Annotated in this window: 17 protein-coding genes; 9 read left to right on the top strand and 8 right to left on the bottom strand. The window is 48.3% G+C overall.

The genetic code is table 11. The annotated features are described in order from the left end of the window. Positions 1-333: 333 nt before the first annotated feature. The 4 genes from OLMES_RS18530 to OLMES_RS18520 all read left to right on the top strand — a co-directional run bounded on the left by OLMES_RS18530 (position 334) and on the right by OLMES_RS18520 (position 5233). Positions 334-2406: a penicillin-binding protein 1A gene (locus OLMES_RS18530; RefSeq protein ID WP_157678377.1), complete on the top strand. Its 2073-nt coding sequence runs from the start codon at positions 334-336 to the stop codon at positions 2404-2406. Between the two features lie 88 nt (positions 2407-2494). Beyond that, complete coding sequence (locus OLMES_RS28065) at positions 2495-2665, top strand: hypothetical protein (protein ID WP_157678376.1); 171 nt, start codon at positions 2495-2497, stop codon at positions 2663-2665. 491 nt (positions 2666-3156) lie between these two features. Beyond that, entirely contained in the window at positions 3157-3441 is a 285-nt protein-coding gene (locus OLMES_RS18525) for a DUF4212 domain-containing protein (protein ID WP_087462628.1), read from the top strand. A 16-nt stretch (positions 3442-3457) separates the two neighbouring features. Next, positions 3458-5233, top strand: a complete 1776-nt coding sequence (locus tag OLMES_RS18520; RefSeq protein WP_087462627.1) for a sodium:solute symporter family protein — start codon at positions 3458-3460, stop codon at positions 5231-5233. A 69-nt stretch (positions 5234-5302) separates the two neighbouring features. Here OLMES_RS18520 and OLMES_RS18515 read toward each other — a convergent pair whose 3' ends face one another. From OLMES_RS18515 to OLMES_RS18505, 3 genes are all read right to left on the bottom strand, one after another. Beyond that, the gene (locus OLMES_RS18515) at positions 5303-5905 is read right to left on the bottom strand and encodes a hypothetical protein (protein ID WP_087462626.1); all 603 of its coding nucleotides are present in this window, start codon (positions 5903-5905) and stop codon (positions 5303-5305) included. A gap of 88 nt (positions 5906-5993) precedes the next feature. Continuing rightward, the gene (locus OLMES_RS18510) at positions 5994-6719 is read right to left on the bottom strand and encodes a 3'-5' exonuclease (protein ID WP_087462625.1); all 726 of its coding nucleotides are present in this window, start codon (positions 6717-6719) and stop codon (positions 5994-5996) included. Positions 6720-6753: 34 nt separating this feature from the next. Then, positions 6754-8676, bottom strand: coding sequence for a DUF294 nucleotidyltransferase-like domain-containing protein (locus tag OLMES_RS18505; protein WP_087462624.1), 1923 nt, complete (start codon positions 8674-8676; stop codon positions 6754-6756). A 532-nt stretch (positions 8677-9208) separates the two neighbouring features. On the opposite strand from OLMES_RS18505, the gene smrA reads away from it, so the two are divergent. After that, positions 9209-9793, top strand: coding sequence for a DNA endonuclease SmrA (gene smrA / locus OLMES_RS18500; RefSeq protein WP_087462623.1), 585 nt, complete (start codon positions 9209-9211; stop codon positions 9791-9793). A gap of 42 nt (positions 9794-9835) precedes the next feature. On the opposite strand, the gene OLMES_RS18495 is transcribed toward smrA, so the two are convergent. From OLMES_RS18495 to OLMES_RS18485, 3 genes are all read right to left on the bottom strand, one after another. Then, positions 9836-11320 carry a substrate-binding periplasmic protein gene (locus OLMES_RS18495; RefSeq protein ID WP_087462622.1) on the bottom strand — a complete coding sequence of 495 codons (1485 nt, stop codon included), beginning with the start codon at positions 11318-11320 and terminating at the stop codon, positions 9836-9838. A 330-nt stretch (positions 11321-11650) separates the two neighbouring features. Next, on the bottom strand, positions 11651-13054 hold the full coding sequence (locus OLMES_RS18490; protein WP_087462347.1) for an IS1380 family transposase: 1404 nt from the start codon (positions 13052-13054) through the stop codon (positions 11651-11653). Positions 13055-13518: 464 nt separating this feature from the next. Continuing rightward, on the bottom strand, positions 13519-14565 hold the full coding sequence (locus OLMES_RS18485) for an AraC family transcriptional regulator (RefSeq protein ID WP_087462621.1): 1047 nt from the start codon (positions 14563-14565) through the stop codon (positions 13519-13521). Positions 14566-14823: 258 nt separating this feature from the next. Here OLMES_RS18485 and OLMES_RS18480 point away from each other — a divergent pair, with 258 nt between their 5' ends. From OLMES_RS18480 to OLMES_RS18470, 3 genes are read left to right on the top strand one after another with little or no spacing between them, the layout of a single operon-like run. Next, complete coding sequence (locus tag OLMES_RS18480) at positions 14824-16479, top strand: FAD-binding oxidoreductase (RefSeq protein ID WP_087462620.1); 1656 nt, start codon at positions 14824-14826, stop codon at positions 16477-16479. A 2-nt stretch (positions 16480-16481) separates the two neighbouring features. Continuing rightward, positions 16482-18200, top strand: coding sequence for a glycerol-3-phosphate dehydrogenase/oxidase (locus tag OLMES_RS18475; RefSeq protein WP_087462619.1), 1719 nt, complete (start codon positions 16482-16484; stop codon positions 18198-18200). A 1-nt stretch (position 18201) separates the two neighbouring features. Further along, positions 18202-19758, top strand: coding sequence for an FGGY-family carbohydrate kinase (locus OLMES_RS18470; RefSeq protein WP_087462618.1), 1557 nt, complete (start codon positions 18202-18204; stop codon positions 19756-19758). Between the two features lie 351 nt (positions 19759-20109). Here the strand turns inward: OLMES_RS18470 and OLMES_RS18465 are convergent, their stop codons facing one another. Together OLMES_RS18465 and OLMES_RS18460 are read right to left on the bottom strand one after the other, a co-directional pair. Beyond that, positions 20110-20511: a hypothetical protein gene (locus tag OLMES_RS18465; protein ID WP_087462617.1), complete on the bottom strand. Its 402-nt coding sequence runs from the start codon at positions 20509-20511 to the stop codon at positions 20110-20112. A gap of 361 nt (positions 20512-20872) precedes the next feature. Then, positions 20873-21259, bottom strand: coding sequence for a YbaN family protein (locus OLMES_RS18460; RefSeq protein ID WP_232465145.1), 387 nt, complete (start codon positions 21257-21259; stop codon positions 20873-20875). 569 nt (positions 21260-21828) lie between these two features. Between OLMES_RS18460 and OLMES_RS18455 the strand changes: the two genes are divergently transcribed. After that, complete coding sequence (locus OLMES_RS18455; protein ID WP_087462616.1) at positions 21829-22479, top strand: hypothetical protein; 651 nt, start codon at positions 21829-21831, stop codon at positions 22477-22479. Positions 22480-22489 lie beyond the last annotated feature (10 nt).

Genomic DNA, 22489 nt, shown 5'->3' with positions numbered 1-22489 from the left:
AGACTAATGGCCGTAGATACAGCCCCTATTGGGCTCTGAGTATCGTGTGCGGCCATACTGATAAGCTGTTTGCTCTGTCGCTTATCTGGCGAAATTGACCTTTTTTATTTCTTAATAAAATACCCTGGAAACATCTGTCTTGCGTGGAACTCGATTCCTTTGATTCAGCGTTTACACTTTGTGCACCAATGATATGGCCATAATTCGCCATAATTTGGATAGCTAATCAACAGATTCTCACCGTATGCTGAATAGCAACAAGGCCGATCAGGTTTGCTTGATCAAGCCAGTATCGATCTCCGAGAAATCCAAATGTTGAAAAAGAGAGATGCTGTGAACATTCAACCAGGATTGGATAATCCGCAAAACAAATCGAAACATTCACTATTGAAGCGCATGGGCAAGTACGCGCTGTGGTTGTCGCTGGTTGCCAGCCTGTCATTGCTACTGGGTCTATTTTTAATACTGCCGGGTGACTTACCCAAAGCCGAGCGAATAGCCAATATTCAGCTTCAGACTCCCTTGAGAATTCTATCTGAAGATGGAAAGTTAATTGCCGAATATGGTGAAAAAAGACGAATTCCAGTGCTCTTTGAAGATGTTCCCGACGCTCAGGTTCAAGCTTTTCTGGCTGCGGAAGACAGTCGATTCTATAACCACCCGGGTGTTGATTTTAAAGGTCTCGCCCGAGGTGTTGTACAACTGTTGACAACCGGGCGCATCCGTTCCGGGGGCAGTACAATTACAATGCAGGTGGCAAAGAACTATTTTTTAAGTCCTGAGCGAACCATAAAACGCAAGTTAACCGAAATATTCCTTGCGATTCAGATCGAGCAGGAGCTTACCAAATCTGAAATACTCGAGTTGTATTTCAATAAAATCTACTTAGGCCATCGAGCTTATGGCATTGCCGCTGCAGCACAAGTGTACTACGGGAAATCAATTTCAGAGTTGACCCTGGCAGAACAGGCGATGTTGGCGGGATTACCAAAAGCGCCGTCCAAATACAATCCACTATCTGACCCGGAGCGAGCTTTGATCCGACGAAACTGGATTCTGGATCGCATGGCGCTGCTGGGTTATATCAGCGCAGAAGAGATCAGCCTCGCAAAAGAGCAGCCCATAACGGCAAGATATTATGGTCAGCGTTCAGAATTAAACGCACCTTATGTCGCCGATATGGCGCGGGAAGAAATGTTGGCGCGTTATGGCGAGGGTACCTATACAGACGGCTATGAAATAACGGTGACGGTAAACAGTGAACTCCAGCGTGCTGCGACTTCAGCTTTGCGAAACGGGCTTGAGGCATACGATAAACGCCATGGTTTCAGTGGCGCAGAGTCAAAAACTGATCCTGATAAAGCGGTTCCGGAAGTGCAGGGGGCATTGGTGTCTCTGGATGTTCACTCGGGTGCCATTCGTGCACTTCAGGGGGGGTATGATTTTCACCACAGTAAGTTTAATCGGGCGACTAAAGCACGACGACAACCTGGCTCCACTTTCAAACCGTTTATCTATCTGGCAGGGCTGGAAAAAGGGCTCACCGCTGCTAGCCGGATGAATGATGCGCCAGTTGTATTCGATAACGGTACAGGGGGATGGCGTCCACAAAATTCCGGTGGGCGTTACAAGGGGGCAATTCCCTTGAGGCAGGCATTGTATGAATCCCGTAATATGGTCTCCATCAGACTACTTGATCATATCGGTCTGTCCTATGCGGAGGAGTTTCTGGGGCGTTTTGGTTTTGACGTGAGTGCCCAGGATCGTAATCTGGCCCTGGCTCTGGGGAGTGCTGCACTGACACCGCTTCAGGTCGTCAAAGGCTATGGCATGTTGGCTAACGGTGGCTATGACCTGGAGCCCTATCTTATCGAGCAGGTAAAGCAAAATGGTCGACTGATTTATCAACGGGCGGATACGCCAAGAAGCGAGCCAGTGGTTGATCCAAGGTCGGTTTTTATCTTGCAAAGTATGCTCAAAGATGTCATTCAGAAGGGTACGGGGCGGCGGGCCAGAGTACTCGGGCGGCAGGATCTGGCAGGCAAGACCGGCACCACTAATGATCAACATGATGCATGGTTCTCAGGCTTTAACGGCAATCTGGCCACTAGTGTATGGGTTGGCTTTGATGAGCCGAAAACCCTTGGAAAATATGAGTTTGGTGGTCGTGCTGCTTTACCTGTCTGGATAGATTACATGGGGCGAGCACTGCAAAACGAAACTGAATTTGATATGCCGATGCCGGAAGGCGTAGTAACCAGTCGAATCAGCCTGGAAACAGGCTTGCCGACCCTTGACCCCTCCAATAGTTACTTTGAATTTTTCAGAGCCGAGCATGCTCCGCGGCTCGACCAACTAGTCAATTCAAAGCGCGTAAATGATTTGGAAGAGATGATGTTATTTTGAAAAAAATGAGCGTAGAATCGCGAACGACTTCGACATTTACAGGTCGAGGTTCTTCATTCTATTACAGAGTTTATTGAAGGATTCCAACGTGAAGATATCAAGCAAAAAGCGAAACATGCATGCATGTCACCCGATCATGCGAAAAGGCGGCGTCCATGAGAAAACCAACAGTTCCAAGCGCAGTAAAGCAAAACGCGAACTGAAAATGATCACCCGGGAATCATCCCGGGATGGTTGTATGTTGCTTCAAGTGGCCTGATTTGATTGCACGTTCAAGTTTTACTGTATCCTTCATTCCAGTTCGTTTCTCAATCTCTGCATTGCGCTTAGCCATTGTTCTCCCTTCGTCATCATTTTTCTCCTGGTTATGGTTCTTCTCTAAATCGTAGTGCTTTTCTAAATCGTCGATCTTCTCCCGATTCGGTTTGTTGGCCAGCTTGAGTTGATGATTTTTGTTTCGGGGTCACGTATCACTACTTAATATTACAATGCGTCAAGAAAATTTAAGTGGTGGCAATGTGTGCATACTTATATCGGTTTTGTGAAATTAAAACCTTTTGTACATTAAAAACGCTTTTTACCTCGAAAAATAAGTTACTTAAGCCGTAATTTCCTAACCAAGTTGCGTATCGGCTTTAGACTAAAGTCTGTTTTTTATGGTGCTATATTTTGACCAAAGTCGAATATCGAGGGTTTGATGTTGGGTCTATTGTGATGGGTGTAAATAAAAATAAATAAAGGTAAACCAATATGTCACATGATGATCAAGCACAAATAGGGACGGAGGCTAAAGCGGCCTACTGGAAGGAAAATCTCAAAATTCTGTCTATTCTGCTCACCATCTGGTTTGTAGTGTCCTATGGGTGCGGCATCCTTTTTGTCGATGCACTCGACACCATCAAAATTGGTGGTTTCCCACTGGGTTTCTGGTTCGCTCAACAGGGCTCGATTTACACCTTCGTTGTACTGATTTTTGTATACGTCTGGCAAATGAACAAGCTGGATCGCAAATACGATTTCCACGAAGAAGATTGAGACCGGAGGCTGAACAATGGATACCCAAACCCTGATTTATATGATTGTCGGCGCCACGTTTGCGTTGTATATCGGTATTGCGATCTGGTCTCGAGCAGGCTCTACCAGTGAATATTATGTAGCCAGTAAAGGCGTTCATCCCGTGGCGAATGGCATGGCGACCGGCGCGGATTGGATGTCAGCGGCTTCGTTTATCTCCATGGCGGGCATTATTTCGTTTATTGGCCGTGATGGTGCCGTATATTTGATGGGCTGGACCGGAGGGTATGTGCTCCTGGCAATGTGTCTGGCACCCTACCTCAGAAAATTCGGTAAGTTTACCGTGCCTGAGTTTGTTGGAGAACGGTACTATTCCCAAACAGCGCGCTTGGTTGCGGTCGTTTGTGTGATTTTTATCTCTTTTACCTACGTAGCCGGACAAATGCGCGGTGTGGGGATCGTGTTCTCCAGGTATCTTGAAGTCGATATCAACATGGGTGTGTTTATCGGCATGGGGATTGTTTTCATCTATGCTGTGTTGGGTGGTATGAAGGGCATTACCTATACACAGGTTGCACAGTACTGTGTCATGATCTTCGCGTATATGATACCCGCGATTTTTATCTCAATGATGATTACCGGTAACCCGATTCCGCAACTTGGTTTTGGCAGTACCGTTGAGGGGACTGATATCTATTTACTGGACAAGCTCAATGGCCTCTCTCAGGAACTGGGTTTTGCACAATACACTGACGGCTCAAAGGCAACCGTTGATGTTTTCTTCATTACGGTTGCACTGATGGTCGGCACCGCAGGATTACCCCATGTAATCGTTCGCTTTTTTACCGTACCAAAAGTACGAGATGCCCGTAAATCCGCAGGCTGGGCATTGTTGTTCATTGCCATTCTATATACTACCGCGCCTGCAGTAGCCACTTTCGCCCGTGTCAATCTGTTGGATACAGTGTCCAATGCGGAATACAAGGCGTTGCCCAGCTGGTTCCAGAATTGGGAAAATGCGGGTTTGCTGGCGTGGATGGATAAAAACGGTGATGGCAAAATTCAGTACGTAGCCGGGGCCGCATTTGAAGGAAAGCCCGCTTTTGATGGCGAAAATCGCGGTGCAAATGGTGAGCGTACCATTTCAAATGCAGCCACAAGCAATAATAACGAGCTGTATGTTGATCGCGACATCATGGTATTGGCTAATCCCGAGATCGCACAATTGCCGGGCTGGGTCATCGCACTGATCGCTGCTGGTGGGCTTGCAGCGGCTTTGTCTACAGCGGCTGGACTGCTGCTGGTTATTTCAACGTCGATTTCCCATGATTTATTGAAAAGCAACCTGGCGCCAAATATATCCGAGAAACAGGAACTGCTCGCTGCACGTATCGCGGCGGCCTGTGCGATTGCTGTGGCGGGGTATTTTGGCATTAATCCGCCGGGATTTGTGGCACAAGTGGTTGCGTTTGCCTTCGGCCTGGCCGCAGCATCCTTCTTCCCTGCGATTTTGCTGGGGATTTTCCATAAGCGGATGAACAAAGAAGGCGCGATCTCCGGTATGCTGACCGGCTTGATCTTTACTTTCGGGTATATCGTTTACTTCAAGTTTGTTAACCCGGCAGCGAACACCCCGGATAACTGGTTGTTTGGTGTGTCACCCGAGGGTATCGGTACTTTTGGTATGCTACTTAATTTTGCAGTGGCCATTGTTGTCGCGAAATTGACTGCAGCGCCTCCAGAGCATATTCAGCATTTGGTGGATGATATTCGCATCCCAAGAGGAGCGTCTGCTCCGGTGGCGGGGCACTAAACGGAAAACCGGGCTCAGGCCCGGTTTTTTTTGGGAAGTCAGTTGTTGTTAAATGCAGTCGAAAATGAATTAAACCGAAAAAGCGCCGGGAAAGGGAATGATCTCGGCAGTTGTGAACCACTCGGGATGATACTGGCGATCCATTGCCATAATCAAATGAGAGTGCTCCTGAAGCTCTTCGGGACTTAATATTGGGGCATCATCAATGATTGAAAAAGGTCGAAAGTGACTTCTCTGGTTTCGATGATCAATGTAATGATGCAGAATTACATGACATTGACCAAAGAGTGTTGATGGCTTCATATTGCTAAAATAGCCGGTAGACAGGCAATACAGACAGCTGCTGACCATTAGCAGGCGGAGATAGTCGTTATGCTGATAGTCATCCTCCAGTTGTGTTGAAAAATGAATCAGGGCACTGCAGATTGTTTCCGGTTGAAGCCGGGAATCTGAGTTAATTTGATCCTTCAAGTCGATAAATGCAGATGGTGACAGCGAAGTGAAGGAGAGTAAGGTTGGATTGGATAGGGGTTGAAGGTAATAGAGCTTGAGTACGTCCGGTGCTCTCTCCAGTTCTTGACTAACGTATCGTAATTCCCAGCCTCTGTCTGCAACAGCTTGTTTCAAGTTGCGGTCCATTATTAAGGATGGAAAAGCCAATATTTTATTCATAGGTCTGCCCTCTTGCTTCCCTAAACCCTTTATCTCACTTTTAAAGCGGGCTCGCAAGTTTCCTGTCAGGTTTCGCTATTCCGCCGTTTTATATATGCGATTGACTTTGCAGTAATTTCCCGGAAAGTGTTATTTTTTGTTTCAACTCAGTCAGTGTTGTGACCTGCTGTGCCTTTGCCTGATTGAGGCAAATCAGAAACAATTCGGCGGTGAGCAGTGCATCTGCACTGGCATGGTGTCGCTCGATCCCGGAATCCAGCTGCAATAAGGTCGCCCAGTCATCCAGTCCTTTCGGGGTGCGTTGTCCAGAGGGGAGTCTGTCCTTCAGGAAAATCCGTGCCAGATCGGCAACATCCAGAAACAGAAATGGTACTTTATAATTCAGCAGATTTTTACAGGCCCGGCCCAGCACAGCGCGATCGAATTCGACATGATATCCCACCAGCACGGTATCGCCACAAAACTGAAAGAACTGTGTCAGGGCTTCAACAGGGTTGTGACCGGTTGCAATTTCACCCGGTGATAAACCATGTACGAGGGTTGCTTCAGACAAGGCGCGTTGCTGTGAATTGACTAAAAGTTCAAATTGTTGGTCCAGGTGAACACGATTATGCTCTATTTTGACTGCACCCATGGCCAGAATTTGGTCTTTATGAATATTCAACCCCGTGGTTTCGAGATCAAAAACGGTGAAATGCGTTTGATCCAGACTGGTGTCACTGGATTGGTATTGGGAGTCCGGGAGCAGGTGGCTGATTTGCTTTTTGGCGGGATCGTTGCGCAGCCAGCCGGTTAACGAATCAATAAGGCCCATGGTCTATCTGTATTCCGGTAAGAGAAGGTATGATTTACAACTGGTAGCGAAGCTCCAGAACCTGTTGAATTCGCTGTGCTTGGCGAAAGGCTTCTTTTAGTACCCGTCGATCCAGGGGATTCAATATTTCAGGGTCTAACATGTTATCCGGAGCTGTACCCGCACTGACGCAGTCCTGATGGTGTTTCATACGTTGCATTTGAATGAAGCTGTAGGCCTCTTCCCATGCGGCACTATCTGCAGGCTTGAAAACTTTTAATTCAGTCAAACGTGACAGGCGTTTCAGGGTATTGGATTCACGGATATCGTTTGCCAGTGCCAATACCCTGATGGCTTCAATAAACGGGTTGAGCCCCTGAGTTTTCATATCGATACGCTTGCCTTTATTTTCGCCGGATTTCGACTTGCTGAATTTGAAGCCACGAAAGAACCCCAGTGGTGCCCGGTTCTGCAATGCGTTTCCGGCCAGCATTTTCTGAAACAAGGTGTTATTGCCAATCCGTTTCAATAGGTGATCGTACAGCTCGTCAACCATGGACTCGTCCCCCCAGATCGCGCGCATGTCAAACAATATCGTGGATTGCAGGAGGTTCTCCGGTGTCGTGGTCCGTACCAGGCGTTCAAATTTGTTCTTCCACTCCGCCAAGGTCAGACACAGCGCCGGATTGGATGCCATAATGTTGCCCTTACAGAGCGTAAAGCCGCATTGATCCAGATATTGAGTGACCAGTCGGGCGAATGCCAACAGCGCTTCCCGATCCGCTTCCTGCTCGTTGTGGCCTGATGTATGAAATATGATGCCGTTGTCCTGGTCTGTAACCAGAGTTTGTTCCTCCCGTGCCTCACTACCAAAGCTGAGCCAGGTGAAATCCGGCAGGTGGTGGGGGTAGTGCCGTATGGCAAGTTCGAGAACCCGGCGCACTGTGTAGTCATTCAAAACCGTAATCAGACGGTTGATCTGTGTGACAGAGGCTCCGTGGGCCAGCATAGTATGGATCAATCCCGGTATATCCTCGCGGATCTGGATCAACGAGGTAAAGGAATTGGCATGGGCAATGGCTCGGGTCAGATGGACCAGATTCACCCGTTGCAGTGAAAACAGGTCTCGCTCTGAAACGACACCAACCAGTTTGCCGTCATCATTGGTGAGACAGATATGGGCAAAATGATGTTCGGCCATGAGCACCGCCGCATCAAACGCCGTGGCACTCTGTGGTAGTGACTTTGGATCAGTGGTCATGACCTGTTCGAGGGGGATGTTCAAGTCAACTTCCGGTGCAGCGATTACTTTACGCAGATCTCTCAGGGTAAAGATGCCAATTGCCCGCCGGTTTTCATTGGTGGCGATGATACTGCCAATGCCTGCACCATCCATGATTTCGATGGCTTTCTTCAGCGGGATATCCGGAGAGCAAACAATGGGATTGTTCCGTGCTAACTGCTCCAGCGGGGTTTCAAGGCTGTAGCCCTCGTGTATGCTAACCGATGCATTTGCTTTTAATTGTTGATTCGCCAGCTGGAGCAGGGCGCTTACCCCCCGAGCTGCAAAATCACTGAAGACAGCGCTTCTGAAGAGCAACTCAATAAAGCCGGACTTGTTCAAGATAAAACAGAACGTATCTTCCACCGCTTCGTGGCAGGTTTGTGTTGCACGTTCAGCGACCATTGCGGCCAGGGGAAAACATTCACCGGGAGAAAGCGTCACAGCGGTGTCACCCCCGTGCGCCTGAGCATTATTGCGGTAACCTCTGACCAGGCCTTTCTTGACGATGAACAACTCGTCCACGACACCGGTTTCCGGCGACACAATCATGTCCCCCTTGGAAAAAAATGCGATCTGGGTATTTTCGACGACAAATTCAAGATCAACATCGCTCATTTGATTAAACGGCGCATGATGCTGCAGAAAGTTGATAAGAGAGGCGGTATTGTGGAAGCGAACGGATTTTTCTCGCATCGTTTTTCTACTCTTGTTATTTGTACTACTTACCCTGATTTTAATGACAGTTTTAAGGTATTGGATACGATAATTAAGGTATTGAATACTGTTTAGTACAACAACGTGGAATTGCCTATAAGGCTTTAGTCCTAGGGGGTTATCTAGAGGGTTATCTTGGTTATCCAGTCATTAGACCTTGGTCTAATGGTGTCTAAAAAGTGAACTGATACTATGGCGTCTACTGCCTATTGCTCTCAGTATTTCCGCCTCTGGCGGGTGACATTGTTGAGTATCCCATTGAGTAGTAATCTCGTTGTCCCTTCACCCTGAACAGCTTTTGTTCAGGGTTTTTAATATCTTATTTCTTGTTTCCGTTCCCCAATCATTGCCTTCGATTCGCCCCGGTTAGTTCTATTTTAAGGTCGCGATCAAGTGCTACACACTTAATTTCAGATAGTTTTGTTTGTTCCGGGCTCGATGCAATGTTACATTTTAAATAGTAGTGTAGCGCCTGACCCAGGGTGTGTTGAAGGTATAGCAAGAGACAGTCATGAGTAAGAACCCAGAATTGGAAGCCTTTTTCAAGAGTGAAATGGAAGGTGTGAGGCGATTAGGCAATGATCGCGCGAATATAAAGCGGTTTAATGAAACAACTCCGGGTACTGAAATTCGTCGACGCCGTGCGGTGAGTGATGATAAAGTTGATCAGGATCATTTGACCGATTCCGAGCATATTGAATTGTTGGGCCCCGCAGATATCCTCGAATTCAGACGAGATGGGGTGCAAATAGGAGTCTTCCGTAAATTGCGCCTTGGTAAGTATGACATTGAAGCCCGGCTTGATTTACATAAAATGTCCGTGGATGACTCTCGCCGGGAGGTATTCAGGTTCATTCGGGATTGTATGCAGTACGGCCTGAGAACCGTGATTATCCTGCACGGTAAAGGCGAACGTAACCCGGAACAACGTGCCTTGTTGAAGAGCTATCTGGCCAAGTGGTTGCCGGAGATGGAAGATGTTCTGGCATTTCACTCCGCGCAACGACAACATGGCGGAACCGGGGCTGTGTATGTCATGCTGCGCAAAAATGATCGGGAGCGGCAGCTCAACAAAGAGCGACATGGCGGTAAGTAACAGCGTTTTTGGTCGTGCTTGCTGAACTCCCGTTTGAGCTTATTAATGCAGATCGGGTTCCGGGAGCTGCGACAGGTAGTAATGCATGATTTCTTTCAGCTCACCCGACAGTTGTAAATATTCCAGGGCTTCCTGGAATCGGCCAATAACGTTTTCCGGCACCGCTTTATTGAAGGCAATATATTGTGAAGATTCTGTCAAAGCATAGGTTTCTTCGTATTCCGACAGATTTTCACCCACCTTGTTAAGGTACCACCGCGCCGTTTCCCGTCCGTATGCCCATAAGTCCACTCGGCCTCGCTTCAGCATTTCGGCACAGGAGTATGGAGTGTTTACCCGGATCAGTTTTCGGTTCGGGATATCTCGAAGCCGTAACGTTTGCTCGGCAACGTCTGCGGGAATAACGCAGATTTTTACATTACCCAAAGCTTCCGGCGCAATACTGGACAGGTGGCTGGACTTTTTGCCGGTGAGGACGATATCAGAGCGTAAAATGGGGCCGACCCATTTGAAAAGGGATTCTCGTTCCGGTGTTCGGGTAATCGAGAAAATGGCCGCGTTCGGTGTTCGCTGGATTTCCGTATAGGCCCTGATCCAGGGATAGACGGACTCGGGTCCGACTTTACGGTCAACCCCGAGCCGCGCCATGATCCGGTTCATGATCTCAATGGATATTCCTGTGACCTGGTTTTGCTCGTTCAGGTAATTGAAAGGGGCATAGTCTTCAGTGATCAAGCGCAAGCGCTCGACAGCCAGCAGCGTTTGCAATTCGGTGAGTATCCGGCTGTGTTCACCGGAACGTTTGAGGGCCTTCATGCCCCGGTTAAAGGCATTCATGATTTGAGTGCGCTTCGGGTGCTGTTGACTGATGATGAGATGTAGCGGCTCCATCAACAATGGGTTTTCATCATAGGTGATTTCAAGAATATCGCGGGGATACAGGGTTTCCAGGAGATGGCGCCCGACAAAATTGTCGAGGGGAAACAGGTCGATCTCGCCCTGAACCAGCTTGCGCATATTGTCTGCATCGGTGTCTGCAACGAACACTCGTATTGTTTTATCCGAATGGGCCTGCTCAAAGCGCTCGCCATAGTAATATCCCTTGGTCACCCCGATGCGCAGTAATGCCAAATCACTCAAACGATCCCAGGAAACCGGGAGCTCCCGGTGATGAAAGAAAACATTTTTGGTATAGGCAATACTTTCTGAATAAGCAAAATCGTTCGCACGTTCTGGAGAATATAACCAACCAATGGATACATCGGTTGTCTGCTTCCGGGTGTGCTCTAACGCCTCTGACCAGCCCATTGCCTGAGGAATAACCGTGTAGCCGGATTTCATGAAAGCTTGACGAACCAACTCGGTCAGTATCCCGCCGTGCGCAATGTCTTTCCCGGTGAAGGGTGCCCAGTCTCCGTAAGAGACAGAAATTCGGGAGGTTGGCTCAATGGCGTAGCTGTTGCTGGTTAATGCCCAAAGAAAGAGGGCAAATAGCGTCAATCGCGTCCGTTCCGTGCAGGACTTCATCGTAAAAGGCTACTCCGTTTGTCGATCTTGTTGTCGAGTGTCTCATGTTGTGACTTGTAGAAAATTGAGTAGCCCCGGTGAGTATCGTGGTAGATACACCTGCTTTAACCCGAATGTTTCATAAATGCTTCAAGCAAAACAACATCACTATTGTTTGACTGGTATCTAAACAGGTCACAACTCCTTCAATGGTTGATTTTCCGGATCATATTGTGAAATTTTACTATCTGGGCCGATTTGGCTGCTCATTTATTAACCATTCAAAGGTGTACAGACAAAACTACCCCTCCTCTTAATGAGGTGATGCTTCGTTGTTGGCTTATTGTTTTATCAGCACGTCTGGTTTAAAGCGGGTGGTGGTTTGGCGCAATACAATAGTTCGGTGATGTTGTGCAGTATCGATTTAAAGGGGTAGCAGCTCGGCAATTGGAGTTTGATACGGTCTTTATACTGTACGACTCGGACAGCGATCTTAAAGAGTTTGGTAATGATCGTGGAGGGTTGAGCAGTAGCCAGTTCTGTATTGGCCAACAGTTCAGTTCGGATTACTTGGTGAAGTACATAGGCGGCACACGAGAAAAACAATCGCAAATGGTTAGCCAGAAATGAGTGATCAGAAGTCCGGTCGCTGGCCAGGTCGTTTTTCATCATTTTAATATAATTTTCATCCTGACCTCGCGCACAATACAGATCCTTGTAAAGTATAGTGGGAGTGGTATTGGTGAGAGAGGTCACTACAAATCGGGGATTCTCGCCTAAATCCATGATTTCCGCTTTGAGAATGGTTCGGAACGATTGAGGCCAGGTGCCGGCGGCATAATCGAGTTCATGATAAGTCCGGGTGCTTTGAGGTCGTTCCCGATCGAACAGGAGAGCATTGTGGCATCGCGTTTCATGAAGTTTTCGCGTGTTTTCAAGGTGAGGACTGGCCAATCGTTTGAGCACCTGATTACCGGTGAGGCCAAAGATGAAGTCGGTATGTGGATCGTCCAGTGCCAATTGCATCAATTCCGGATTGGAGAAGTGACCGTCGCCGCGAAGCACGATATGAGTTTCCGGCCAGTGTTGGCGAAGCAGTTTCACCACCCGTTTAATAATCATTGCGTTTTCGGCCCCCTTGGGACGTTTACCGGGGCGTAACACAGCGGTAATGAATTTGCCTGATAAGCCTTCAAACAAAAACAGCGGTAAGTAGCAATGGCTCCGATAATGATGATTATAAAACGAGAATTCCTGTTGGCCATGAGTTTGATCTTCGGAGTGATCCATGTCCAATACAATGATTGCCGGAGTGCTGGCATAACTCGCGATAAACTGTTCAACAAAGGCCTGGGCAATGCGGTAAATGTCACGGGCAGTCACCGCGTTTTCAAGACGAGAGAGTGTCGGCGCACTGGCTAATGCTTCGCTGACTTCCACGGGTTTTCGATTGATGGCAAGCTTGAACAAGGGATCATGACGTAGGCTATTGCAATCATTGCCGTCGTGGTAGCCGCACCCAATCTGGTAAATGCGTTGTGCCAATAAGTCAGCTAAATCGTGATCGATGTAAGAGGGGTGACGCTGATCTTTGATAGCTGCCGTCAGCCGATTAATCAGTCCGACCTGGTGGTCAACGCCGCGTAATAGCATAGCACCAAAATCGGATGACATGGCTCCGCCATCGAAATCTGCGCGCACAGTAAAGCCTGCGGAAGGAGGAAAACGAAGTTGAGTTGGGGTAGAATCTGACATGGGCGACCTTTCTTAGTTTCTTACGAAGCATTTTTTGCGAAATACCCATTATATCAGTGGGTTAAGAAAGGTTTGCCTCTTTTTATGAAATATTCGGGTTAAATATATTTTTTTATTATTGCGTCATACTTTCCTGACTGACGAAGCTCCTCAAGTGCTTGATTGAACTCATCCCGAATGGCTTTGTCAAGAAATCCGACCTTGTAAAGGCTTGCTGGAAAGATTTCATGTACCGTGGTCGGCGCGGTAGTATTTGAAGATATTGATATCCATTGCGATCGTATCAATACGTCCTGCAAACAGCAACGTATGGAAATACAAGTGAGTAGGTGACATTGTGGATTCTCCGATAAGTGAGACTCCATTCCCGGTCATGTCCAATGCGCACTTGAGGCCCAAAAAAGGTTATTTTTAATTTAGTAACGCAGTAGTCATACTGCAAGTTTTCGGGGACAGGAATTACTTTATCGTGTTGTATTCTGATCCCGAAATTCTCCAGGCGTAATGCCAGACCAGGATTTAAAACGACGGTGAAATGAGCGTGGTTCAGTGAAGCCGAGCCGGTTTGAAATTTCCTGAATGCTCATAGTGGATTGCAACAGGTAATGTTTGGCCAGTTCATGTCTCACTTCATCCAGGAGTTGCTGATAACTGAGATCTTCCCGTGCCAGTTTCCGTTGCAGTGTTCTGGCGTTCATTTGTAATTGTTCCGCCACCATGTCTTTTCGGGTGATACCCTGGAGTAACAGATGACGGATTGCGGCGCGGACCCGGATGGCGAGGCGGTTTTCCGGATCTTCCAGACTTTCCATCCTGATTTTGGCGTGATCCTCTAGGGTTTTGGTCAGTACGGCATCCGGCTGTCTTAACGGTAATTCCATCAACGACCTGGATATCACCAGGCAGCTCATGGGTTGTGCAAATTTTACGGGGCACTGAAACATCCGCTCATAGGCTTGCGCCACTGATAAATCAGGCGCAGGGCGCTCCAGGTGCACTGCAACCGGGTGCTGCTGGGTATTTCCCAGCCACTGTGCGTAAAGTAACCAGGAACAAAGCACATTGTCTGTCATATGTTGTCTGACCTGCGGGTCATTGTAGGCGCATTGCCATCTTAGAAAAACATGGAGAGGGTGTTCTTCGATTGTGGTGATGCCCATATCCCCCACCAGTTTTTCATAGGGTATGATTTTGCTGATGGCCTCTCGCAAATTGGCGCAACTCATCGTGATATAGCCCAACACACTATAGGATCCCGGTTGTACCTGTTGACCACTTTTCAAACCCAATAACGGGTCACCGGATTGTTCGATCAGATTCTGAATCAACTTTTCGAACTGGTACCCGGTAATACGCTCATTTTCTTTTTCGATTTGCTGGGGCGGAACACCTGCAGCCTTTAACGCAGCCGAGGCATCGAGATCCATTTCTTCCGCGGTGCGCAGATATTGCCGGACGGCGGGCACGGAGGCAAAGCCCAGTGCATTCTGATGAGCGTTGGAATCGGTCATGTTCGAAACGAGCGTTTGTTAATCATTTTTGTCAGTCTGGTCAGGGGTTCCGACGATACCTGTGTTGTCGCAATTTGCGAGGTGAAGTGGCCCATATCGTCAGTGACAGTTCTTTTATTTGGGTTATGATGTGTGCCATTGGGTTTATTGTAAAACAATTTGAGCAACTGGATGAAGTACTAACCTAAGGTTGGCTGTATTCGCAGCCCCGTCACGCCAGTTGCAGTGCACAGATATAAGTAAAACAGGGGAATTTGCATGCGTCGTTGGAATGGTTGGGGAGATGAAGCTAAATCCATGGCTTTGCCGGAAAATGGAACTCAATTTCTGGCAGATCGAATCGGAACGGCTGAACCGCTTCCGGATTGTATTCTGGATGATGTGATTGCACAGGTACCTGAATCCCGACTCCCACCCAACATTCTGGTCGATACCAGTGCGGAAACCCGTATTCGGCATGCCCGAGGGCAGAGCCTGCCGGATTGGTTGGCCATGCGCAGTGGTGATTTTGGGGTATTCCCGGATGGCGTGGCGTTCCCGGAAACGTCTGAAGAGGTTGCCCGTCTGCTTGATTATGCCGCCATGCGCAATATTTATGTTATTCCCTATGGCGGTGGCACCAGTGTCGCGGGACATATTAATCCACCCAAGACCGACAAGCCTGTCCTGACCATCGACATGAGCCGTATGAATCGGCTGCTTGATTTGAATGAGGAGAGCTTGATTGCCCGATTTGGTGCCGGTACGGCAGGCCCGGAAGTGGAGTCTCAATTACGTGCCCGGGGCTATACACTGGGGCATTTTCCCCAGAGCTTTGAACTTTCGACACTCGGCGGCTGGGTTGCGAGTCGTTCCAGCGGCCAGCAGTCATTGCGCTACGGGCGAATTGAGCAGCTCTTCGCCGGTGGGCGAGTAGAAACGCCGGAAGGTTCGATTACGCTGCCGACGATCCCGGCATCGTCTGCAGGGCCTGACATCCGGGAAATGATTCTGGGCTCTGAAGGCCGTATGGGAATTATTTCCGAGGTGGATGTCCGCGTGACACCAGTCGCCGAGAAAGAACGATTCCTGGTGGTGTTCTTTCCGAGCTTTAAAAACGCCAAGGATGCAGCTCGCAAGCTGGTTCAGTCCAGAGTGCAGCTCTCGATGCTGCGGGTCAGCAATGCAATTGAAACCGAGACTCAACTGGCGTTGGCCGGGCATGAAGGCCTGATTCGTTTACTTGAGACTTATTTGAAGACCCGTGGTGTGAGTTCGGGCAAGTGTATGCTCACTCTGGGCATCACCGGTTCCAAAACTCAATACCAGAGTGCCTTGAAGCAGGTAAAAGAGTTAATCAAACCCTTTGATGGTGTGAATACGGGTACGCAACTGGGTGACAAATGGGCGAAGAAGCGCTTCATGATGCCCTATCTGCGTGAGGCACTTTGGCATAAAGGTTATGTCGTAGACACGCTGGAAACCGCAACGGACTGGGATAATGTCGATAATTTGCTGAATAAAATCGAGGATAACCTGCGTAATGCCCTTAACGGGGCCGATGAGCGGGTTCATGTCTTCACGCATTTGTCTCACTTCTATGGTCAGGGTTGTAGCATCTATACCACCTATGTGTTTCGTACCGCTAAAAGTTACGAAGCAACACTGCAATGGTGGCAGAAAATGAAGCACTCTACCTCGCGCATTATCGTTGAAAACCGTGGCACGATCAGCCACCAGCACGGCGTGGGCAAAGATCACGCCCCTTATTTACCGGTGGAAAAAGGTGATCTGGGGATACAGGCGATTACTTCACTTTGCAACACCTTCGATCCCGAAGGGTTGATGAACCCCGGAACCTTGATTGAAAACGTTGCAACGACGCGAAATACGACCGTTGAAGCGCTTGCCAAAAAACAAAAAAAGGTGCAGTAACAATGACCGAGTCGCGCCCGATCCATGATGGTGTACAACCTGACAAGAGTGTGGTGTGCAGGGCGGACCGGTTAACCGGGCTTCTGACACCAACTGCCGAATTGCTTGACCAACCCGTGTGGGATCTCGTGATCATCGGTGGCGGCATTACCGGAGCCGGGGTCTTTCAAGAAGCATCAAGGCAAGGACTTAAAGTTCTGCTCGTTGAAAAATTTGATTTCGCCTGGGGAACTTCCAGCAAATCGTCGAAAATGGTTCATGGCGGCTTGCGTTATCTGGGCAGTGGCCAGTTCAAATTAACCCGTGAGTCTGTCCAGGAGCGGCAGCGGTTACTCAGTGAATTAAGGGGATTGGTGAATCCGTTACCCTTTTTGATGAGCCATTTCCGGCGTACTTTTCCGGGGCCTGTCGTTTTCAATCTCCTTTTGACGGTTTATGATTTTTTTGCGGGACGACGAAATCATCGATTTCACCGTCCGGTGCAAGCTGGATTTCTGGCATCCGGTGTATCTGAATCCGGTTTGCGGGGGCTCACCGAGTTTGGCGACGCGGTGGTCGATGATGCCCGTTTGGTTTTCAGAGTCTTGTCTGATCAGGCCAATGAGCATGCTGTGGCGTTCAACTATCTTTCCCTTGAATCAGTGCATAGAGTGGATCAATTGCACTGCGTCAGGTTAAAAAATCAAGCAACTGAACTGGGTGGGCCGGATGAGGGCTATGTTTTTAGCAAAGCCGTAGTGAATGCCACCGGGGCCTGGACCGATCAATTGCGAGAACAAGTGACTCAGGAAACCGCGATCCGGCCTCTGCGGGGCTCACACCTTGTTTTTCCATTCTGGCGCTTGCCGGTTGCCTATTCAATCAGTTTCTTTCACCCAGAGGATAAACGTCCGGTCTTTGTGTTTCCGTGGGAAGGGGTGACTGTGGCAGGCACCACAGATTTGGACCATGAGCTCCGTCCCGGTCAGGATATTTCAATCTCGGAAAAAGAGGTGGATTATCTGTTAAAGGCGATAAATCATCAATTTCCAGGGCGCGCTATTCAAGAGTGTGATGCCATTGCCAGCTATTCGGGGGTGAGGCCGGTTGTCAGCAGCGGTGCATTAAATCCTTCTAAAGAAAAGCGCGAGCATTCCATTTGGGACGATGCCGGTGTGATCAGTGTGGCGGGTGGTAAATTGACCACGTTTCGTTTGATCGCGCTGGATGTGCTCGCTGCAGCCGCCCCTTATCTGGGGTTGTCACCGGAAGTATTCCAACCCAATGCAGTCCCGGTAAATACTTCAGCTGATATTTCGCAGGAAGTGTCATGGCCTGTTACGTTGCCAGCCAGCATTCGAGCCCGTTTGCAGGGCCGGTTTGGCGGTGCGTTACCGCGTTTTCTGGCTGAATTTGGTTCAGCGCACCAGCTGGCAAACGTGCATAACACCGATACGCTATGGGCGGAACTCTCCTGGGCCGCCCGGTATGAAAATGTTGTCAATCTGGATGATTTGTTGCTCCGTAGAACGCGCTTGGGCTTACTGTTAAAACTCGGAGGTGCAGAAATCATGGATTCAATTCGTGAAATCTGTCAGTGGGAGTTGAAGTGGAATGATACCCAATGGCGGGTGCAACAGCAGCGTTACTATCGTTTGTGGCGAGATTTTTATTGCCCGCCCGGACAACGGGCCAATTTCGATAAAGCAATACTGAATTCGGCTTTGCCGGGAGCAGAATAGCATGCCTGAGAACGTCATTCTAACGATCGATAATGGCACCCAAAGTGTACGTGCGTTGTTGTTCACACTGAATGGAGAGTTAATTGCCAAAGGCAAAGTTGAACTCGAACCTTATTTTTCGAGCCATCCCGGTTGGGCTGAACAGCATGCGGATTATTATTGGCAATCACTGCGCAAAGCCTGCCATCAGCTCTGGGATAACCCGGTTGTCGATAAGCGCTCGATTTGTGCTGTTGCCGTCACGACGCAACGAGGAACAGTGGTTAACCTGGATCGTAATGGAACACCATTGCGGCCGGCAATTACATGGCTTGATCAACGCCGGGCAGAAGGTGTTGAACCTTTGAGCGGTCTATGGGGTACTGCTTTGAAGTTCGCAGGGGCGTCCAGCATTGTCAATAAGTTTCAAGAAAAGGCGCAATCGAACTGGTTCCGGCTGGAGCAACCCGAATTATGGGAACGCACCCATAAATATGTCTTGCTCTCGGGCTATCTTAACTACCAATTAACCGGGCAATTTCGGGATTCGATTGGTGCACAAGTTGGCTATTTACCTTTTGATTACAAGCGACTTCGCTGGGCTGCGCGATCTGATTGGCGCTGGCAGGCGCTGTCGATCCGGCCCGATATGCTGCCTGAACTGGTGCCGCCGGGGGCTGAAATAGGCCGTATTACGACGGAGGCCGCTCAATTTACCGGCATTCCACAAAATTTACCCGTAATTGCGGCGGGATCAGACAAGGCATGCGAGATACTCGGTTCCGGCGGTAATCGCGTCGACATCGGCTGCATGAGTTACGGCACAACCGCGACCATCAATGCAACCACAACCCGTTATATCGAGCCGGTTCGGTTTATGCCGTCCTACCCCTCTGCCATACCCAACACCTATTGTTCGGAGATCATGATCTATCGTGGCTTCTGGATGGTCAGCTGGTTTAAACAGGAGTTTGGCCTCAGGGAGCAAACTATCGCTCGGGAGCGGGGAATCGAGCCCGAAATTCTGTTTGATGAACTGGTCAACGAAGTGCCTCCCGGATCAATGGGGTTGATGCTTCAGCCCTATTGGTCGCCAGGGGCGCGAGAGCCGGGGCCGGAGGCAAAGGGGTCTATAATCGGTTTCGGGGATGTGCATACCCGGGCCCATATTTATCGTGCAATTCTTGAAGGGCTGGCCTATGCGCTGCGGGAAGGCAAAGAAAAAATAGAAAAATGTACCGGTGTCCCGATGAAGGTCTTGCACGTTTCCGGAGGCGGGTCGCAAAGTGATGCTGCCTTGCAGCTGACCGCTGATATTTTCGACTTACCGGTTCGACGTCCGCACACCTATGAAACATCTGGCCTCGGGGCCGCGATGGATGCCGCCGTGGGTATGAATTTACATCCGGATTTCGATCAAGCTGTAAACGCAATGACCCGTATCGGAGCAACGTTTGAACCCGGCGCCAAAGCCTCAAGCACTTATCAGCGTTTGTACAATGAAGTGTATTTGAAAATGTATAAGCGACTACAACCGCTATATCAATCGATTCGTGAGATAACCGGATATCCCGCCTGATTCAAAGGCAGTTTTGAGATCGTTACGCAGGGCAGGGAAGTGTGGAAAAAACTGCGGAGGTGCATCTCTGCTCCTCCGCAAATGGGGGATACTACTCAAATCCACGTAGAAATAATATGAAGTTACCGCCCCTGATTCTACGGTATTTGTGTGAATTTCAGTAAGTGACGGGTAAGTCATTGTTGGTTTTTTGTAACTGATTCAAAAAGTTATTGCAATTGGCTTGATGCAATTCTGAAGCAAGGGAGACTACCTGAAAAAGTGGGCGTTGTCTGAAGTTCTGAGATGGAAAGAGAAGATTTACCATGGCGCGTCACAAAACACGCCACGGTGGATTGAAGCAGGTTGTGCTTAGTTTTTCTGATATTCGATTTTGTTGCCAACTACGACAACTTTTGATTCGCCGAGTAACCAGTCTCTGTCATAAGGCGAGATGGCATATATGATTGCCACGGTGGCGTAAAAGATACCAAACAGGTACGAGTAGGCGAATGTGGCAATACCGATAAACAGTACGCCGAGCAACAGTAAATGGAACTTCAGTGATTCCAGCTCGGGTATCAGTTGCAGTTCGGAATTGGTCAGAATTACGGCGATTCGCGTAGTTGCGTACACAGAGAAGCTGAATACTGCGAACAGCAGAATCGAGTACAGGCTTACGCCGATGATAATGAAATTAACCAGCGAAAACGCCAGAGAGACCTGCACCATACGAGCAGGTGTTTTATCGCTTATTTTAAACACATTGTTCATGTAATTTTCCCCTGTTGATTACGTCAAACAAACTGTCTTGCCCTGACCGGAGTAGATCACCATTGAGACACACATGCCGATTCGGGGTTGCGTGTAGACAATTTGTAAAGAAATCGATTTTTAATTGCTTGTTGTTTGGTCGTTCAGTTTCTTGAATTTATGACAGAAGCAGACTCTGTTTATAGGGTCTGAAACAGGTTTTACAAGCCTTCGATTCAAAACACTTATTCAGCGTTGATAGAGTCGATTGTAAAACGTCCCAGATTCATTATAGTCAAATACTTCAACCGTATTTTCAATAAAAAAATAAACAGATTGGTGCCTGATTTGTTAAATTTTTGTTAGTCCGGTGGTTTTCTGCTCAAATTTGCGGATTCGTCTTACGAAACAAGTAAATAGATACGCAAACCCCGGTTGTACATAAAAACAACGTGGCCCAGAACTTGGCGACAATAATCATCGAGATTGCCATTCCCGCCCACATCACCAGAATAATTCGATTACGCACCTCTATGGAAATACCATCACCTGATTCCCAGGTTTTTACAATGGGGCCGAGGTTGGGATGACTGACCAGCCAGTGGTGGAATCGTTCTGATGACCGGGCAAAACAGCCTGCTGCGAGTAATATGAAGGGGGTTGTGGGTAGAAGTGGTAAAAATATGCCTAATACACCGAGTACGACGGCCAGCCAGCCAGTGCTGATTAATAGGAGTCTCACCAAGGGATTAAGCGTTTGAATGGACAAATTAAATTCTCCTTCCGGCGCTACGATATTGTGCTTGTAAAATCTGCGAGGTTTAGAATAGGGGCCCGGGAAGTATAACACGGTCCGGAGCAATTCCTGGCAGATTCTGAGCCTGAATCGATTGACTGTTTTTTGAGAGATCTGTCGAATTGCGGATAACATGTCCGCTGTTTAACTAATAATAGCCTGTGTTTGCCCAGTAAATACACTTTTATCGAAAACGAATCGTTTTAGTTTTGCTTATTTTGCACTGTGCCCAGGTAAATTGCCCGGCAAATAGAACTTTAGCAGGCATGATTGGCCTAGTTGTAATCATATTTGCGATGGTTGTAACAAATTGAAACGGCGGAAACCGCTAAAATCACCGGGTCGGGCATAAATCGGCGACAGATAGAGAAATCATTGATAACAACGACCTCACAATCCACTTAACTCACTTTTTGATGCAAACGTGTGGTCTTCCTGCTCAATCTGTGCAGGAAATAACAAAGCAAGGTGATTTGTAGTTTTTCACTTGGGGAGGCGCAAGACGCAGTACGATGAAATCGACAAAAAATATAGTTACCAGGATGTTGAAGAAAACAGTGGCCAGCGGCATGATCGGGTGTTGTGTTGTGCTGTTAAATGGCTGTGACGAAGATGATATCGGCTCGGGATATGTCGAGATCAAGGATATCTTTGTCAAACAGAATGATCTCGCAACCAAAGCCATTCAATTGAATGAGCAGGAAACGGATTTGGTGATCGAGTGGAATGTTGCTTTTGCCAGCCCTTCCAATACCTTCGAGCTGGAAGTTTATCTGGGGAGCGAGCGCTATCCCGAGCGGCGTAATTTGTTTGTGCGAAATTGCTCACGTAGCGCGGGTGATTTATACGATTGTGATGGCAAAGATTCTTTTTCCTGTTCATTTGAGTTTAACGTGATCGACTGTGAACGTGACGAAGATGGTGTCGGCCAGCGTCACTACATCACCAACGACTTTGATCGTGTTACGATCGAAGCCTGTATCGTTCATCCGAAACGAACATTTGAGGAAAAGCGAGTCTGTGATACCGTTCATCGGGAGTTGACGGTTTTTCAAGCAGATGATGACCGGCTTGCAGAGTACAATTACGAGTTACCCGAATCTATCCGCCGCAATGGTTACGCGGAACCCGCCTCTGAGGATGACGCCTCGGATTCAGAAGACGATCAGAGCGCGCAAAATACCGATGCCTGAAATTTCGGGG

This window comes from Oleiphilus messinensis (assembly GCF_002162375.1).
Lineage (GTDB): Bacteria > Pseudomonadota > Gammaproteobacteria > Pseudomonadales > Oleiphilaceae > Oleiphilus > Oleiphilus messinensis.
The sequence above is the reverse complement of the archived record's forward strand: the minus strand, read 5'-3'. Positions and strand labels throughout refer to the sequence as shown.